At 43.1% G+C, this 18,511-nt stretch carries 14 protein-coding genes; 4 read left to right on the forward strand and 10 right to left on the reverse strand.

What is annotated here, in order from left to right; all coding sequences use genetic code 11:
* Positions 1 to 420: 420 nt before the first annotated feature.
* Together BLR37_RS25070 and BLR37_RS25700 are read right to left on the reverse strand one after the other, a co-directional pair.
* On the reverse strand, positions 421 to 783 hold the full coding sequence (locus BLR37_RS25070; RefSeq protein ID WP_143009522.1) for a sigma factor-like helix-turn-helix DNA-binding protein: 363 nt from the start codon (positions 781 to 783) through the stop codon (positions 421 to 423).
* Positions 717 to 998, reverse strand: a complete 282-nt coding sequence (locus tag BLR37_RS25700) for an RNA polymerase sigma factor (RefSeq protein ID WP_090764362.1) — start codon at positions 996 to 998, stop codon at positions 717 to 719. Before BLR37_RS25700 ends, BLR37_RS25070 begins: the two co-directional genes overlap by 67 nt.
* 418 nt (positions 999 to 1,416) lie before the next feature.
* Between BLR37_RS25700 and BLR37_RS02950 the strand changes: the two genes are divergently transcribed.
* Together BLR37_RS02950 and BLR37_RS02955 are read left to right on the forward strand one after the other, a co-directional pair.
* A complete protein-coding gene (locus tag BLR37_RS02950; protein ID WP_090764365.1) occupies positions 1,417 to 2,325 on the forward strand; it encodes a hypothetical protein in 909 nt (302 codons plus the stop codon).
* Positions 2,322 to 6,002, forward strand: coding sequence for a hypothetical protein (locus tag BLR37_RS02955; RefSeq protein WP_090764368.1), 3,681 nt, complete (start codon positions 2,322 to 2,324; stop codon positions 6,000 to 6,002). The genes BLR37_RS02950 and BLR37_RS02955 overlap by 4 nt, the downstream gene beginning before the upstream one ends.
* Positions 6,003 to 6,166: 164 nt before the next feature.
* Here the strand turns inward: BLR37_RS02955 and BLR37_RS02960 are convergent, their stop codons facing one another.
* Entirely contained in the window at positions 6,167 to 10,516 is a 4,350-nt protein-coding gene (locus BLR37_RS02960) for a caspase family protein (RefSeq protein ID WP_090764371.1), read from the reverse strand.
* Between the two features lie 189 nt (positions 10,517 to 10,705).
* Here BLR37_RS02960 and BLR37_RS02965 point away from each other — a divergent pair, with 189 nt between their 5' ends.
* Together BLR37_RS02965 and BLR37_RS02970 are read left to right on the forward strand one after the other, a co-directional pair.
* Entirely contained in the window at positions 10,706 to 12,397 is a 1,692-nt protein-coding gene (locus BLR37_RS02965; protein ID WP_090764374.1) for a caspase family protein, read from the forward strand.
* Entirely contained in the window at positions 12,394 to 13,281 is an 888-nt protein-coding gene (locus BLR37_RS02970) for a hypothetical protein (RefSeq protein WP_143009523.1), read from the forward strand. Before BLR37_RS02965 ends, BLR37_RS02970 begins: the two co-directional genes overlap by 4 nt.
* Positions 13,282 to 13,390: 109 nt before the next feature.
* On the opposite strand, the gene BLR37_RS02975 is transcribed toward BLR37_RS02970, so the two are convergent.
* The 7 genes from BLR37_RS02975 to traK all read right to left on the reverse strand — a co-directional run bounded on the left by BLR37_RS02975 (position 13,391) and on the right by traK (position 18,454).
* Positions 13,391 to 13,567 (reverse strand): hypothetical protein, encoded by a 177-nt coding sequence (locus BLR37_RS02975; protein WP_039471885.1) that lies wholly within the window; start codon positions 13,565 to 13,567, stop codon positions 13,391 to 13,393.
* Positions 13,568 to 13,600: 33 nt separating this feature from the next.
* Complete coding sequence (locus BLR37_RS02980) at positions 13,601 to 13,966, reverse strand: recombinase family protein (protein WP_039471886.1); 366 nt, start codon at positions 13,964 to 13,966, stop codon at positions 13,601 to 13,603.
* A gap of 62 nt (positions 13,967 to 14,028) precedes the next feature.
* Positions 14,029 to 15,342, reverse strand: coding sequence for a hypothetical protein (locus tag BLR37_RS02985; protein ID WP_039471888.1), 1,314 nt, complete (start codon positions 15,340 to 15,342; stop codon positions 14,029 to 14,031).
* 10 nt (positions 15,343 to 15,352) lie between these two features.
* Positions 15,353 to 16,408, reverse strand: a complete 1,056-nt coding sequence (locus BLR37_RS02990; RefSeq protein ID WP_090764377.1) for a hypothetical protein — start codon at positions 16,406 to 16,408, stop codon at positions 15,353 to 15,355.
* A gap of 3 nt (positions 16,409 to 16,411) precedes the next feature.
* Positions 16,412 to 17,500, reverse strand: a complete 1,089-nt coding sequence (gene traM, locus BLR37_RS02995; RefSeq protein ID WP_090764380.1) for a conjugative transposon protein TraM — start codon at positions 17,498 to 17,500, stop codon at positions 16,412 to 16,414.
* 25 nt (positions 17,501 to 17,525) lie between these two features.
* Complete coding sequence (locus BLR37_RS03000) at positions 17,526 to 17,831, reverse strand: hypothetical protein (RefSeq protein ID WP_039471895.1); 306 nt, start codon at positions 17,829 to 17,831, stop codon at positions 17,526 to 17,528.
* Entirely contained in the window at positions 17,828 to 18,454 is a 627-nt protein-coding gene (gene traK, locus BLR37_RS03005) for a conjugative transposon protein TraK (RefSeq protein WP_039471897.1), read from the reverse strand. Before traK ends, BLR37_RS03000 begins: the two co-directional genes overlap by 4 nt.
* Positions 18,455 to 18,511: the final 57 nt, after the last annotated feature.

An 18,511-nucleotide genomic window follows, 5' to 3' on the forward strand; every position in this document is an offset into this window, starting at 1 on the left:
AAAATCGCCACACGGTTCATACTCATGTGAGCAGTGAATAATTGACGCAGCCAAACTACATTCAAACGGTTCCTTCAACATCTAATCTCTTACATCGATTAATACAGATAACTTAGCAACACCAGAGCTCGAGAGTAATAATCCGATCATCAGCCTTGAGTTGTGATCCTTTGAATCCTGTTAACCGCGCTGCGCTCGAATTCTCACACTAAAACCATTTGATGGCATAAATAGAATAGTGCTTGTCACACAGTTCAATTAAGGCAACGGCAACCTCGTAGCAGGCAACAGTTCTACAAAATTACACTTTTTCCTATAGCGAGGATAAATTTCCAATGATCCAACACGCCATTAATTAAGCTACATTTCATATAATCCTTCGGTGGCTTATTTTTTGAAAATAATTTTCCGGACCGGTATCTATCTCTTCAGAAGCAGGTACAACAGCACTACTGGACCCAGCTTTTCTCGCAGGATTTTTAGTGATCGGCTGATATTGTTCCGCACCACCCCTTCAGATACTCCCAGTTGTTCAGCTATTTCCTTATGGGCAAGATCATGGTTCCTACTGATCTCGAATGCCTTGCGCATCTGTTCGGGCAGTGCAGCTACTTCGATTTCAATCAACTCCTTAAGCTGCTTCTCACGTACCAAGAAATCCGATTCATACCGACCGGCCTCAGCAAAATCATTCAGCAAGGAAATATATTTATCCCTTACCTTATCGTGATCGATATGATTAAGAATCTTATTGCGCGAAATCTTATACAGGTAACCAGACAGCGTGAGCTCAGTTCCAGATCACCCGATCTGTTCAGCAAAGTCAGAAACACCTCCTGCGTGAGGTCTTCTGCTTCTTCATCATCCAGGAGCAGTCTGCGGGCATGACAGTAAAGCACTGCCCAATAGCGGTTATAGATGTCGGTAAACGCTCCCTCGTCCTTCCCTTTTAAAAGATCGGCAAGTTCAAGATCCGAGAAATGGGCATAACAGAGCATAGTCTGCTGGTACTTTTTTATGAATCAGTAATTCCAATACTTATATCACGGCCTGACCTTGAACCCGTTGGAGCTGATCACAAAAACCCACTCTGGTCAGATGGGTTTTCAATGTGTTTATCTACAGCTTTGGCGTACAACCTTTCCTTCGGCACTACATATAGGAAATATTGGATACAAAGGTGGGGATATTTTTCCAATAATGGAAATAACGGAATGTAATCATTTTGTTAAGCCAAATAAATATGAAATCGCGTATCAAAACTGTCTATAACTTTTTGGGAAGTCAAAACATAAAGCATATCGTTTGAGCGTTTCACAAAAATCAGTATTTATTCAACCAGGCAATGTATATTCCAAGTATGTTTATATTTTAGTAAAACTCAAAACACCTTAATAAAAAATAGCGCTAACAAATATGTCATTCAAAATCCCAAGCCAGCTAAGTGAAGACCAAATTGAATCAGACGTAGCCTCATACCTGGGTTACATCACTCCATTCTGGTCCAAGCGTTTCCGTTTGATTTCCGTAAATGAGGCAAGCTCTGGGGCTGACAAGCTTTTTAATAGGTTTGTGCCTATTTACCTTCAGTTTAAGGTTTCCCAAGGGCTTGACCCCAAAGCCTCAATACTTGGCCAGATATTGAACAAACCACTGGCCAAAATCATCAGTTACAGGAAATCCAATGGCCTTGCCGGGGATCCGATACTTTATTTTCAATTAAGGAGACAGGCTAAAACAGCTACAGAGTTACAGCACAACCTATTGGCTCGTATGCATAAGCCTCCCCACCAATACGGACTATATATCGCACCCTTAACTTTGGACCTCGCTGAATATGAAAAACTGATGAACCAGGAGCCACGATGGTGGCACCGCATGTGGCGCCCTTTTGATAACCAGGATGCTGAAATAGCCGATAGTATCCAAGCTAAAAAAATATTCCTGGGCAGTAACCCTTTTCTCCGGCACCACATCTCCATACCGGCACATACCGATGTTGATACCCATAACCACCACTATTCTTTTTCAAAGAACGGATCAGAGCTTGCCTGGCATGGAGGGGAGGTACTCAGATCGGATTTCCGCTTATCCACCATGCTTTCTTCAATCTATGAGCATTTTGAAACAAACAGGGAAAACGGTATAAGGCTCCTGCCCTTCATTAATTATACTCAAAATCTCGCACTGGAAGGTAGTCCAGCTTTTGACCAAGAGGATCAATTACGTGAAAGAGCACAGATCGATTATATACAAAACTTCACACGCTTTCTTAAATATGAACATGGGATCAGCCTCATGTTTTTAGTTGACACTAACAGATGACAGTCCTAGACCAGATCAAAAATATAACAGACAGGGGCCTATTTGCAAAAATATGTGTGGATATCCTACGTAATATCCGTCCGGAATATGCCAACATTATCCATGGCGGTTTAAACGAGAAAGGTGAACCGGTGCCCTCCCCTTTGGATGCTTTCCACTGCGATCAAAACGGAAATTTTGTGCTCATCGAGGTAACCTCAGATGACAGCAACCTGCGCAGGAAATGGTTGGATAAAAATACCGGCGACGTTTTTAAAGCACTAGGAAAAGTTCAAGAGTGGCATAGCAATTTCCCAGAGGCAGCATTTACCCTGTGGCTGTGCACCAATCAAAGGGTTAAAGACAGCCATCATAACAAGCTTTTCACGGACGTTGTCGAACTTTGTAAACAATCAGGGGTCACCGTTGAATTCCTTGAACAATCAGCCATAGTATCGTACCTAGAAGATACACCAATTGGTCAATGGATAGCCCAAAAGTCCCTGCATATCAGCGCCAAACAACTATCGAAACCCAAACTCCTTGATTTAACCCTGGTCAACCTGGAAGCCTATGCCCGGGAAATTTTCGCAGGCGAACTAATTACCAGGGCATGTGAAGTTGATTTAGCGGAAATCCTCGACCAATCATACTCCCCGGTGCTACTAGTGGCAAAATCAGGGATGGGAAAATCTACTATTGCCTATAACATTTTAAAAAACTGCTCAAAGACAAAAAAATGGGGGCTTAGGATAAACCACAGCATCGCAGCAGATTCAAGCTCTTTGACCCAGGCCATTAGCAAACAGCTCCTGCAGCACCAGAACGACCTGTTCATCTCCCCTTCCCAGTTCCAAAACCTAAGTGAAAAAGTATTGATTGTGATCGATGACATCAATAAAGCTACCAACCCGACAATACTGCTTGAGCATATTTTGCTATGGCAAAGGGAAAGCAGTTTTAATGTATTGATCCCGGTTTGGCAAAACGTATACGATCAGCTCCCAAAACGTTTCAAAGAGGAAAACACAGACGAAAAAAATAAGCCAGAGCTTTCAGAAACCGTCCTGTTATTAGGCTATTCGACAGAAGAATCAATAGCAGCATTGAAGCTATCGTCCCTGAACAGTGCCCAAAAATTCAGCGACCAACAATTCGAGCGGATATCAGAGGAACTTTTCAACGATCCTTTCCTGATCCGGATCTATGGAGATTTAACCGGTATTGACCAGGACAACTGGCTGGCAAAAACTTCAGCCCCTATTGAAGAATATATCGGGGAACGGTTACTGGACATCCAGCAGAAAGCTTCCATTCCACACTTTAGCCTTGAGCAGGCACTCTTGAAACTTGCTGACCATATGCTAAAGAGCAAACTACAATTCATATCTTTTGTAGCGCTCGAGGACAAACTAGACCGCGAGGACATCAAAATACTTCACCAGATCGGCCTCAACAATGCTATCTTTTCCCTCGGCCCAGAAGGGCAGCTTATCTTCAAACATGATAAACTAAGGGACTACCTGCTGTCCAAAGCCATTGCGCGCATGTTTTCCGACCTACCCAAGCATATCCAAACCCTGTCCGAGCCCTACTATGCAGAACTCATCGGCAGGGCACTATCCAACACTAACGGTGAGCAACGATCCAATATATCCAAATGGTTGCTTGGACACTTACCGCTGGCCGTAGTAGAATCCCTGAATTACCACCAGGATGAAGACGCCCATGGACTCATCACCCAGCAGCTCATCACCTGGCTTAAAACGCACAAAGAAAAATTAAACGAGGCAACACTAATTTCCATAAAGGCCAGCCTAAACAATATCCACAATCCCAGTGTCATCCAGATTTGTGATTGCCTGGATACCGATTTTTACACCTTAGGCGCTAATTTTCTAAACGGCCATACCGGCGATGGCATACGCTATATAGCCAGGTTTGCCAATAGTGATTTTGAGCCGAACAGTGGAAATGCCCGCCGTGACTACCTCATGGCCAATTTTAACAATAGATTTAAGGAAAATGGGATTGCAGACCTCAAAAAGTACCTAAGCGTCCCCACTTACACCATCCAACAAAAAAATGCCATCATCATGTTTGCAGGGTACCTACGTTCACAGGAACTGTTCGACCCTATATTTGAGCGCTGGCAATCGGACAAAAAAGCCCTCTTTATGAACAGCATCTGGGCACTTATCATTTCTTTCCAGGCCGGCAAGGAAGAAAAACTGCAGGAAGTCTTTGATTTTTGGGCCAGCTTGCCCGAGAGCAAAAAAACAAATGGGTTTCCCGAAGGAACAAAAGCACTGAGTACCTACAATCTGGGAAGATATAAGGAATTTGCCGTTAACGAGGCCCTGGCGGCCTTTCTACTCAAAAACACACAACGAGAGGATTACCTAAACCTCTTCTTCGCGGTAACAGCCTACATGGACCACCCTGATTTAATTGAATTTACCATCAGGCACTTTGCCAAAATCAAAAGACAGCTGTCACAACAAGAGGGGCTCTATGTAGCCTCCCTTACCATTTCAAAATTCCCTGAAAGGTGGTCTCCGCGCCATCAAAGTGGGAAAAGCCTTTCCACAGCCAGTAGAAATAGACTTCTAAGCTTATGGAACAACCAGCCAGATGACCAGTTCCTTACCCTACAAGCATTTGTCCTCTGGTCTGTTGGCGCTGATGAATCAGAAGGGCACATCCTGCAAAAAATAGATCTAGATAACCCTGAGCTATACTCCCGGACAATAACCACCAGGATGCTCATAGGTGACCATTCGGTCTTAGCAGACCTAAAACAGATCATCAAAGCTGAGAATAGACAAAATGGGAAGTACATTGAGCACCTGTGTTTGATCTGGGACCAAGCTACAAAAGAATATGTCGATAGCTTATTAAACTTATACCACCCAAATCAAGACCAGAAGTTCAAACATTCAAATTCGTGGGTGCTTTCTAGCATTGCCGAACTGCTATTTTACTGCCCAGATGCAGATGTCAGTTACCTGCTGGAAAAACATTGGGACAGGTTGGGCTATTTGAGCGAATTTGTGATACTGGCCTTACTTACCGGCACAAAAAAGACAGCAGACCTGGCTGCCCAGGTATTCCCACAATACCCGGACCCCAAGGCCTTATTCAAATACCTGGACATCAAATTTACAAGCGGAAAGATTGTGGATCTCATCCAATTTAAGCGTAAGCCCCTCACTACCCAGGTACTGGAGAACCTAAAGCCTCACCTAGCCTATTTTAGCCAAAGCGTGCTGGAAACCTTGATGATGAATGCCTCAACAGCAACCGAAAGGGCTTTTATTAAAACCAATGTCCTACCAATACTGAAGAAAAAACCAGGACATTTTGACCATGTAAAGGATCTTTTCCCTTCAGAAGAGGATATTTCCGATGAATTCGATGAGTTCGTAAGGGTTCCTAAAAGCCGCTGGCGAATAGATAGTTGGCTGGAACGCCTGGAGAAAAATGGGATATCCAGAAAGGAAATCATCTCGACCCTACTCAAAACAATCAAAAAAACGCCTGTAAGCCAACCACAACTGGATTGCTTTTCGAGGGTAATGGAAAATATCGGTGACCGGTCTGACCTAATGTTTATTGAAGAATTAGACCCTAAAAATCAAAACAAAACGCTATGGACAGATCTCGAATACCATATAAAAAGAAAACTTCTAAATTAAAAGACAGCAATATCAAATGCATCTTTTAAACTGGTAGTGTAACGCATTTAAAAACACTAAGGAAGGATATAAATTAAATTTACCCACTATCCTTCCAAAAGCTTTGAACCTGTCGTAGCATGTCTATATATCTGATATGACACAGACCCTAAATGAGGAAACGACTAAAGCTGAAATTCATGATAACTTCTCATTGCTTCATCTACACTTACCTCAATTGTCTTTTTACTTATATTCTGATCATCAAGCTGCCGGATAAAATAATAAAGGTTGCTCCAATCTGTACCCTCTTCAACCCGATCCATCATATCTTCGATTGCAGATTTTACTTGTCTATAATTTTCTTCAGATACCAGCGCAATACTATTTAACGCTTCCAAAACCCTAGATTCGAGATTATTGAAAATGTCACCAGGGTATTTGCTTATTTTGGATCTTTTTAGCAGGATCAACAATCGATCAAGGCACCCAATTGTATCAATGAATTCGAAACCAAATAAATGGTTCCTGTAATCGAAAGCCTCATTCGTTCTGGCCATCAGTTCTTTAAAAAGGAAATCAAAACCAGCGGAGTCGCCCATTTTTATCAGATAATTGGCAGCTATCAAACGATCTTGATCTGAAATATGGTCATTCCCTAAATCTCCAATTAAGATACCATGTAAAACAGTCGATTCTTTGGGAACGCTTGAGAGTAGTTCAATAGCTTTCAACCTGAGGGAACGATTCCACACGCTTTCGATGAATGTTTCCAATCTTTCCCAGTCCCCGGTTAAGTCAAACCAAAATGATAGTAACTCCTCATATCGATAATCATCTTCTCTACTTTCCTGCAGTCGTTTGATAATATTAGGAAACGCTTCTTGTATTTTTTTTCTAAGTGCATAGGAGGCATTTCCGAGCCATGCAAAACCCTGCAACTCCGGATTAATGATATTTTCATTGACCCTTAAAATCAGGGGAGCCAGCCCAACCAATTCCTCGAGCACTTCGATCCCCCCGCTGTTCCTTACCCCCAGTTCCCACCCAAAATTATAATAGCATGTGAAATCAAGAATTTTTTCGGTGGGCATTTTAAATTTGAAGCGCTGTAGGAAATACCACGCAATGTCTGAAGAATTGCCTCTTAACACTGTCCAGTTTCGAATGAAGTCGATCATTGGGGCACTTACTTGTAATTGCCTATGATTTTTTAAATGTTGATGGATCTGTTCAATCTGAAAGCCAATGAAACTTAAACCAGCATCGATCCAATTCAAAATCTCAGACCGATGGCAAATTCTGTTATTGTATGTAAATCTCCTCAGAATATTCAAAGCTATATTAGGAATATAGAGGGTCTCGGGCTTAAAATTAGCTTTCGACAACCCTGCAACATCTTCCCGAGTAATCTCTTCCTTTGCCAGACGCTCAAAAACGTGCTCTAATATTGGCTTGATCAAATCAGATCTGAATAATAGATAAAAGTTGTCAACCAAGCGTTGTTCCCAAATATCCGGTCTTTGTATCGCGATAGGCTTTGTTAGCGTTATAGAGAAAATCTGTTTAACTTTATCATCGAACTCCTGCGCCAAAGCGTCCCCATCTCTCTGCTCCCAAAGGTATTGATGAACAAAATTCAACATGGTCACATTTACATTTGACTGTGACCAACCAGCTATCCACTCATCCAACGCCTTCCGATCTATTAAATTAATGACCACATCATGCAAATAATAAAATTCATCATCATCCGCTAATGAAATCAGGCTCAAAGCTTTTCCATGAGTTGCAGTTTCTTTGAAAAATACGGATATTAATTTTACACTATGCTCTTCATATTGTTTCGCCATCAAGATAACAAGTTCAAATACTTCCGAAAATACATTGCGGTCGATATGGTATGCTGACCCAGCATTTTGAACAAGTGCTATCAAGCTTTCCCTTTGGTTATGCACCAGCGAAAGTCTCTTTTGTGGATTATCAATCAATATCTTAAAAACCGACTGAATGCCTGTAACAGACATTATCTTTTTAAATGCCACTTCCCAATGATAGTCCTCGTCACCAAGGCTAAAATTTTCCCTATCCTCAACCGCCTCAGAAATCTCGGCAAGGGACAGGCCATCCATCAGAACAGCAATAAACCTCTCAGGGGCATCCGAGACACCAATAAGTTCATAAAGTCCGGCACGCAGGTATTGGTTCTTGTGTTTTTTGAATTTTTGAACAATCTGTTCAATCTGATCTTCTTTTGCAACGGGTAGCCTTGCCAGTAAAGACATGATTCTGTGGGCGTCTTCAGCGGCAATATCTTCATGCAGCAGAGCGGAGAATAACATTTCTTGAAATTCCAGGGCCTCTTTTTCAAAGCCCCTGAAATCAAAATAAAGCAAGTGGTAAACTGCATTCACTTTTTTCATACGGTGGCTACCCGTATCAGCTAAAACTTTTTTTAGAAATACTAGTGTCTGCTGGGTCCTTCCAAACCTTGCCAGATCAGCAGGACTGAATTTATTAGAACTCACCCACATCTCTTTATCAGTATAAAAATTGAATATACGCTTAAAAATTTCCGTTCGTTCGGCTTGATCAAACCTATCACTTTCAAACTTAACAATAACCTCCTGATCTTCTTCCAATATCTCATTTACCAACCGGGCCACGGCCTCACCCTTGTTGATGCTGATCAAAAAGGAAAGCGTATTGATCCAGGTTGGCTTCACCCTCTTGGTGCCCAACGATTCGACAAACAAAAGAGCCTGTAACTTTTCAAAAGGTTGTCTGGATAGCACCCTTGAGGCCAAATATTCCTGGATATTGTTGTGCTCAAAGCTCCAGGTATCATCATCGATATTGTGGTTAAATGCCGGTAGGAATCTACACTCTTGATATTCCTCCGAATCTGAAAAAAGCTTTTTAAGATCCACAGCAGATAGATAATTTTTACCTGCCAACTCCATGATGAATGCAATTTTCTCAAGCCGTGAAAATAAAGTGGCCAAATCTCTCTTTCCCCTACTTGACTTCAAAATGAAGCCCTTATCCTGATCAATCAAACTTGCTTCCATTATCCCAGCCCTACCCCCCCTGAAATTTTTATTCTCAAGATAATAAGCAATTAATATCCTGAGAAAAAATGGCTTCTGTATTAAATCCAGAAGTTCATATTCATAGATTTTATTCATGAAATCTTCCGAATCTATTTCATAACCTAGCTCCAATGTTGATTTGATCACCTTCACTGAAGGCTCATTTATAAAATAGGCATGAAAGCCTCCTAGAGTCCCTGATTCTTCATTAACAGATGCTTGGTAGAAACTGGTTCGGCACGATACAACTGCTGTGATCTGGTTATTGCTCAAGAAGAAATCTTTTATCGTATCGATAGCCCGGTTAAAAAAAGCGGGCTGTACCTCATCGAGTCCATCTAAAAATATAATCAACTTGGCCGGATCGGTCTTTTCCCAGCCCCCAGGGAGGTATTCAGAAAGATCTTCCCCCTGAAACCTATTCAATCTTATTAAAATGGGCGTCAGAGGCTGATCTAGCCCTTTTAGTCTTAAAGCCAACCTATTGAGTTCAATTGATTTCCCTGAGCCAGCGCCTCCAAGCAGCACAATCTTCTTATGGATCATTATTACCTCCTCCAGATAGACCCTGCCGGAATCCTGGGCAAAAAAAGAATCAAAATCCAAATCTTCCCTTGCTCCAGGAGTCAGGTGGCGGGAAATATAATGTTTTGGTAGCGGTAATTCAGGAAATGGAAAATCAATCTTGCCATCAGGATAAACTTTGGGAATCTCTTTATCCAGTTCCAAGGTCATCTCTCCGGTTATGCCCCCGAAGTCTTTTAGCGGAGCGGCACCGGGTCTTTGTCCCCTGCGTCCTTTGGTATTTTCAATGACCTCATCAAATAGCGTAGTCATCTTTAAAACCGGACTGTTATTGGTTTCTAAAAACGTATTTAGACATTGCGCAAATGGACTTCCTTCCCCCTTTACACCATCGCTCACCTTGTTCGCCTCTCCTGAGGTCAGCACCCACCTCGAACTCTCACTGGTCAACCATGTTTTAGCCCCTATCTTATCCGTGATGCCATGCTGTAAGATAAACGTACCAGAATAACAGCAGTCTGAGATCAGTAATACGTGCTTTGCCCTTATAGCCTTGATAAAATCATTTACAGTGGAATTCGATATAAAACTCCACTTCCTTGCGGTCGCATCAACAGGCACCCAATACCCTAACCCGGTATCCTCATCTTGTTCTCCATGTCCCGCATAATATATAATGAGATTTTGGCATGCGGATGTATTTTGCCCAAGCTTCTCAAGTTCTTCAAGGATTTCGTCACGTTTAGCATTACCATTTTCCAAAAGGGGACTGATAAGTTCAAAATTATATCGGTCTTTCATCACCTTCACAAAGCGCTCTACATCGGTTTTCGCGTTAAACAAAGGTCTGTGGGCTCCACTATATTCATCTATAGCTATTGCCAGGACCAGATTCTCAAGTTGACCATCATTTTTCATTGCGATGAAGTTAGATATTGTAGAAGGATTTTAAATAAAATTTTCAACCTGAAATTTCAAAACCCACCTATACCACTGTCTATCAAAAGCTTAATCAAACAAACTACAATTTAACAAACCTTGAGCCTAGGGAATTGCTAAAAATTAATAAATTCGCCTAACCGAAACAACAACCATTAAACGCTCGCAATGAAAAAATGTGCAATCCTCATTGGCATCAACGAAATCCAAAAGCTTCCAACTCTTTCTGCTTCCCGTGATAACGCAACTAAAATGAACGAGTGGGCCTTAGGACAGGGCTTTGAAACCAGTCTTTTTATTGATGACACAGGCCCGGTAAGCTTTAAGGAAATTCAGAATGCTGTGGATGAATACGTTAAAGACTTTTCTTATGAGCAAATGCTCATCTATTTTTCTGGACACGGATACCTGGCAGGCCCTGGGCAAGAAGTATGGATGCTTTCAGATGCCATGTCCGACCAGAGCCAGTCCATTGGCCTACAATCCAGTATCATGTTCGCAAGGTTTACCAAACTTAAAAACCTTATCATTATTTCTGACGCCTGCCGAACCCCCAGCAGGGACATAGCGGCCATCGGAAACCCAGGCTTACCTATTTTTAAGTTCAATGACAATCCCGCCTCATTAAAAAAGGTGGATATATTTTACGCCAGTCTTCCGGGAAATCCCGCCCATGAAGTTTTGATATCACCTGATCACTATAAAAGTGTATATACCGAATGTTTACTGGAAGGCTTGAATGGAGAAGTACCTGAGATCATCACCACTTTAGCAGAAGGTACAACCACCACCCATGTGGTTCACTCCTATGAACTCAATGAATACCTTCAGTTAGCCATACCCACTCGACTAATAGAACTGGAGGCGCCTATCAACCAGCAGCCTTCGGGAGAAATTACCAGTAGAACGCCTATATTCATTTCTGAAATTAGCGGATATAGTCCAGATAGGGCTTCCACTACAATCCGGCCGGCAGAACCAGATGAAGATTATCCAGGTATTGGACTTCCCAAAGCTTTTGAAGAGAGCCCTAAAATCAAAAAAGAAATCGAACAAAATATCGAAGATATACTCAGTTCTGGCAGTGAATCCGACATCACAACTGAAATGGATGTGAATACCGGCTTAAAAATCACAGGTGAAATCCCTAAAAAAGTCTGGGAAAATGGGCATATCAGGCAAATGCCAAAAGACACTAGCGGTTCGAACCTATTTTTCGGATCGACCACGGATAGCTCATCTGTAATCCTGATCCAACTGGAAAATGGAACAGGAATCCCCTTTACTCTACTCAAAGGCTATCATGCTAATGCAGTCATAAGAAATGGGCAGCTGATCAATATCAATTATGTTCCATCTCCCTTGAGTTATAAGCGTTTCCAATATGTGGAACTGGAGCAAAAGATCAAGGAGCAGAAAGCAGAAATCATTACTGCAGCCCAATTTGGCATCTTTTCTCCAAGCCGTGAAACCCGTTCTATCTTTGCCAACTATATCCGCACATACAAAGCGCTAGATCCTACTCTTGGGCTCTTTGCGGCATATGCATACGCTTTATCTGGCAATTTCAAACAGATAAGGTCTGTCTATCGGCACATGGCTAGGGAAGAGGAACCTGTATTGCGTGATGTCGCAATCTTAAATGGGTTTGCGCAAAACCAAGATTTCTCAGGGCATGAATTATCGACAATAAAGAAAAACACTTTTATGCCATTATTGACACAGGGATGGTCTTATATGGAACTTTATCCAAAAAATAATCTCTTCGAACTCTCGAAAACACTGATCCCCGGTTTATGGACATCTTTTACTAAAGACGGAATTGAAATTTTAAATACACTTTTACAAAACAGAAGATGAGAATATTGATGGTCCATGGCATAAACCAGGAAAATAAAGATCCTGAAGAGCTTAAACAAACCTGGATAAAAGCCCTGAAACTGGGCTTTGAAAAAGCAAAACTCGATTTTCCAGAAGGCCTTACTTTTGATTTCCCCTACTATGGGGATCTGTTGCTCAAACTTCAGTCCAACTATGAAGCGGCAAATAAGGGAGCTGAATACAACTTAAAATCCACTTCACCAGATACAGATACAGTGCTTTCCTTGCAGGAAAAAATATTGGAAGAGATGCTCAAAGATACGGACTTTACCAATTTGGAACTAGAGCCAGAGCAACCGGCAATTAAAGAAAAAGCCATTTATAACCATATGCCGTTTTTGGCATTGGCAAGGGCATTGGATGGCAAGCGTTACTTAGGGAATCTTTCTCTTGTAATATTCACCTCTGTTGTTGCCGCATATCTAAGTGTGAATTTAATCCGGCATAAAGTGGATCAAAAGGTCCATTCCCATATTTTTGATGATACAGATGTGGTGATAGCCCATTCACTGGGCTCCGTAGTTGCTTACAATGTTCTAAACGCAGGAAAAAAAGGCCCAGTTAACCTAAAACTTTTTGTAACCCTTGGCTCTCCATTAGGATTGATGCGTGTAAAAGCACAGCTTGAAACCCCAGTAAAGTTTCCTCCTTGTCTAAGCGGTAAATGGATCAACCTTTATGATCCAAAAGATATGGTTTCTCTGTATCCCTTAGATGCTGAAAATTTTAATGTAAACCCTGAAATAGATAATTTCAAGATGGAAAATAATTCAAATAACCACCACGACATTTCTGAATATTTATCTGATCCCCTGGTTGCCTCATATATTAATAAGTTATATGTAGATCGGAAAAAATCTTAAGAGACTAAATAAAAGCACGAATAAATTAACTCCAACAACGAGATCATCAAGCCCAATACAAAAATGCCCGGCCAAATGACCGGGCATCCAAACAAACCTCAAACCAACCTTACTTCCCCTTTTTTTTCTCACTCACCTCTAAACGGATCTGCTGCGAAATCGCCTTCGCTTCCTGCAGTGCCAAGCGGAGCCTAGTACCTGCAGCCTTATTCCCCTTCCCAAAAAACTTTCGTGCATCTACCTCTGCACCTAACACCACCTTTTTCAATGAATCAAATGTTTCCATAACAATAGTTTTATAGATTAAAAAACAACCAGATCAGCCCATGGTCAACCCGCCCTGGTTATCCAGGCCAAGCTCACTTCCACCTGCTGATACAATAATCACTCCGTATTCGGTCTCAAACTGCGCCTGCTTTAAAAGCAGCCAGCCCACATCCTGGAAAAGGTTATCCATTTCCGCCACAACCACCATATCCAAGCGCCCAACGGAATTCTGCACCATCCGCTCCAGAATATCCCAGGACAGACTTCTCTCGCCTTCTTCACAAAGCACCACTCTTAATTCGATACCATGCTCTTTGCAGTAATTATAGATACTTTCAGACTGACGGTCGAGATCATGGGGATCCCCAGATTGCACAGTTCTCGCATAACCGATAGCAACCGGTACTTTCCCTTCCATAGTATACAGTCAAACCCCAATAATAACCGATCACCAAACACACAACCAAAAAACAGGACCAATCAGCCACCAATACCCATTCCGGCTTCCTGCTCTTTCGCGTTATTTTTACTTTTGTCCTGCCCGGTATCAAGCATAGCGGCCAGTGCTTCTTTGGTCATAAACAACTCTCGCTTTTCCATCTTGCCCTCAGGCGTATAAAAATTCACCTTGCCATACCTTGGAACCGCCTCGAGCAATAGCTTTACGGGCTTGCCATCCTTTTCCGTACTCACCAGTGGCGTCAAACCATTACGCAGATCAGCCTCCAGTTTCTCCCTTTTCTCCGGCACTGCAAGTTCCCCGATCTTATAATTATCCAGCACCTTGGGCAGATCAAAACCGTACTGCGGATCATGGTACTGTTGCAGGTTGAAATTTCCATTTGCCCCAACGCCCTTGTCCATATCAAACTTCACCCAGGCCGAATAAGCTTCGCCCGAGAGAAAGTTCACCAGGTCATTGCGGTATACGGCATATCCCTGGATCATCTGTGCAGCCTGCTGCACGGTGAATCCCTTTCCACGGTCCGGCCACAGCGTTTGCGAAGCCGGTTTTCCATAAAAGGTCCCCCTGAATTCCTTGGTCACAAAATTCACTTTTCCCTCTTCCATTGTCGCCAGGGTCTGTTTGTTTGCTGCATCTTTTCCAACTGCCAGCTCGCCGGCCCCCTCCCGCTTTTTAAAAACGTCGACAGCCTCTGTCACCAGGTCGTATTCTTTCACCGTAGCAGCCTGCCCGTCCTTTCCTGGTGAAATGATCAGGTAATGCTGGTCTTTCTCCAGGGGTTTTGCCAGGCTATGGGCAACGGTAAACTTATTGAGGAAATAATACTCTGATTTGCTGGACTGCTGCAGGTAAAACTGTACATCCACCTGCCCCCTATTGGCAGGCATCACCTGGTGCACCGTAAATTTCGGTGCACCTGTTTTCATCAGTTCCTCCATTTTGGCAATGGTTTTTTCACTCGTACCGAGCGCCGCCATTTCCTCCTTCCGGTCTTCTAAATTGTTCAAATTCATAGTTTTTGTTTTTATTGATGTTTTAGGATTATTTATTTTTACAAAACGATCCGGCCTAAGCTCCGCTTTCTCCAGTGCGTTAAGCTGGTAGATCATGTCACCGATCGGAACCGCGATATGCCAGTTAAATATCTGCTGGTGCGCCTTCTCAAATGCATGGGCAGAAGCACTATCGGCAAAGCAGGAAAGCTCAAATTTTGACGAAAGAAGTTGGTCACTATCATACACCACCCAATGAAAGCCGAGTGAGACCTGTTCTTCCAGATATTCCCTGATCTCAGCCGCCAGACCCGATTTACCGGTCAATTCAATCATAAAAAGTATCTTATCTACCCATCTCCAACTGGTTTTCTTCCCGCATGTCGAGCTGTTTATCAGCTCCCAGCCCAAACGAAGGCTGCGCTTTTACCGGCACCAACATATCCTTGAACTGCTCAAAAGCAATTTCTTTTTTCCCTGAATCAAAGAATTCCAGCCTGTTTTCAAAGGGATCAGCCCGGATATAAAATTTATCCTTTCCGGGAACATTAATCTTCATCCTATTGCCCTGTTCCAGCCCGCGCAACACGACTTCGGTACTAATCGCGTAACATTCCAGTGCGATGGCATGGTCGAGCAGTTGTTTTTTAAGGTCATATTCCTGCCCGGTACCCGAAAAATACAATAACGGTGACGAAGAAAAATCCTTAGCGGTATCATTTACCTTTACCCAGCATTTTCCCAAATTACCATCCAGGCCCTGGTATTCCTTAAGTACCGATCCACCCCGAAGCAGGTTTATCGCCTCAACGAGATCAATCCCCGCTTCCCTTGAAAAGAAACAGCTGCGTTCCGATCCATCTTTCCCCAGCATCCGTCCATTAAACCCACTAAAGCGGTATACACCAATATCTTCTCTTTCAAAAGAAAGCTGGAGCGATAATTTTTCCCCTGTGTTCAAACCACGAACCACATCCAATACAATACGCTGTCTTTCATAGTCAAGCCGCTCCTCTAACCTCAAGTCCACGTTACCTAAACCCAATGATGAAAGCTGCTCTTTCAGCGAGCTGATATTTTCTTCCCGAAGCCTGGAGAATCGCGACAGATGCACGCTCTTATCAATCACAACCGCTTTAAGCCCCACAAAAAACCGTAATAGGAGATTGGGATAAAGCTCTTTGCGGAGCTTAGCAGTAACCGAACGCAGCACCTGGATATATAGCCGTTCCATTTCTGATGGCCTAACCGATACCCTGAAAAGCCCCGCAGATAAAAACCTGCATTTCAGCTTTTTCATTTTCCGCTCGTCCACGCCAGTGCCCATGAGTCCCAAAAGCGATTTCTGCCTTTCTTCCCAGGCCAGGTATAACTGCTCGGCCCTATTGATCCCCGGATCCAAAACCTAACGCAGTTTTAATTTATTGTCTCGCAATAGCACCGCATGACCGCCTTTCAGCTTGACCTTGACCTTGCGTAATTTTTTGGTTAGCATAGATTTCGCTGCATCGATCCCGGCACCCGCGACCTGCGTAACCAGCGACTGATCAAAAGTATTCAGCGCTACCTCCCCGACTGCATTCCCTGCCCCGTCGTTCATCGTTTCAGTCAGCACCGCTTCCGGTGCATCCAGACCAAGCATCCCATCATAACTGTACAGGGATAGGTCTGATGGTATAATCGCATTGCCTAAACGGATCTGTTTGATATCCAATAGCAGCCTTTGATTAGTGATTTTGCAGGCCCCGAACAGTTCATGCCCTTTTGGGATCAGTACACCGTTCACACGCAAAGTATCCAGCAATAAAAGTTTGATCGTTGCGCCCTGCACCACTTTTTTATCCGAAGCGATTACTGCCGGGATGGCCTTAAACAGACTATCGGTATTCACTTTTTTTTCGACCGCCATTTTCTGCTTTACCCGCTCAGGATGCTGGATATCGATGATGTTCTCCATCATCGCATTCAGTTGTTTCATTTCCGGATCATCTCCCGCATTTTTATTTTCCTGCATCATTTTCATCAGCGCCTCGAGCCTATCCACATCGTTTTTCATGTTGCCCGAACCGGTAACACTAGAAAGACCATAACCCGCACGGACACCTCCCGCTCCACTAACCTCAACAGAATTCCCCGCAGGCCGGTCGATCTCACGCTTTAAGGCTTCAAGTTTCAGCGATATTTCACCGGTCTGCTCCTCCTGTGCATTTTTAAAGCCTAAGTTCTGCGCCATACGGGAAAGCGATGCTGATCCCCTGCTGGCAGAATCACGCGCCGCCTGCTCGTAAAAAGCCATTTTATCTGCCGGTTGCTGCTTTTTGATCGTGGCATCAGGCAATGAAAAATCCACCTTTCCCTTATCGTTAACCGCGTTTTCTGGCACATCTTTCCCACCGCCCAGCATAAAAAAGCCCGTAGTCAGTACAGCTGCCGCGAGCAATGGCAAAAAGATCAGCAACACTTTCTTTTTGTCTATTTTTTTCCTGTTTTCCATTTCAATTGTTTTATAGGTTAATAATTTATTGCAGAAAATTGAGCACTGCGGATAAGATCAGGTACAGGCAGTAAGCGCCGCCTAGCATCAGAAAGCAGGCAAAAAACAGCTTCATTCGAAGCTTTGAAATGCCTTTCGTTTTAGCATTTAAATAACCTGCCACCAAATTCTGGCCTATAAGTATCTTATTTGCCAGGCGATATGACAGTTCATTTTTATTCATTGGCCGGGCATTTTGCCCGCCTACAGGAAAAGTGCCTTCATGTATACCGCTCAAAGCTTTCGCTGCCCCATCTGTCCCGCGCTTAAAAGCAATATTCCAGATTTTCATGGCTGCTCCTGTTTTAACTGTTCAGCCCGGTTTTCCAGCAGTTCAAACTTTCGGATCAGAAATCCATGGGGATTGTTATCGGTCTGGTTTTTTAAATCATCCACCACGCCCTGGCTGATGAGTTTCCTGTAAACCGTGGATGAAGACCTTACCAGCTTCTGCGTAGCAAAGCACCTGAAGGGATATGGAAATCGGTCGACATCGAGCTGTATACTGTCCACCGTGATTTCCTGTGAGATATTGGCCGCAATTAGATTATTGTAATAACCGTTTTCCTGAAAGTTGTCATACTGTTTCTTGGCCGATTCGTCGGCCAGATACAAAGCCCTGGTTACGCTTGCCTTGATCGCCTTATCATCAGGAACCAGCGCAAAGAAATACTGGTGGAAGGTGCGGATATGGTCACGCAGTTCCACGGGTAGGTTGCTCTTGCGGTCAGATGCCAGTGCAGTTAACAGCTTACCATTATATAGTATATATATGCGCTGATCCTTTAGGGTGTAAAAGCAGTAATACTCGTAGATCGCAAAACAGCTGATCACCATACAGGCCACGATCAGGAATAAACTGAACAGGCGGATATGTTTGAAAGCGGTATCGATATTTTTGAATTGGCTGAACATAAAAATTGAATATTTGATGAATAATTACCCCTCATTTTTAGGCAGGGGCAAGCCCTG

The organism is Pedobacter soli, assembly GCF_900101435.1.
GTDB lineage: Bacteria > Bacteroidota > Bacteroidia > Sphingobacteriales > Sphingobacteriaceae > Pedobacter > Pedobacter soli.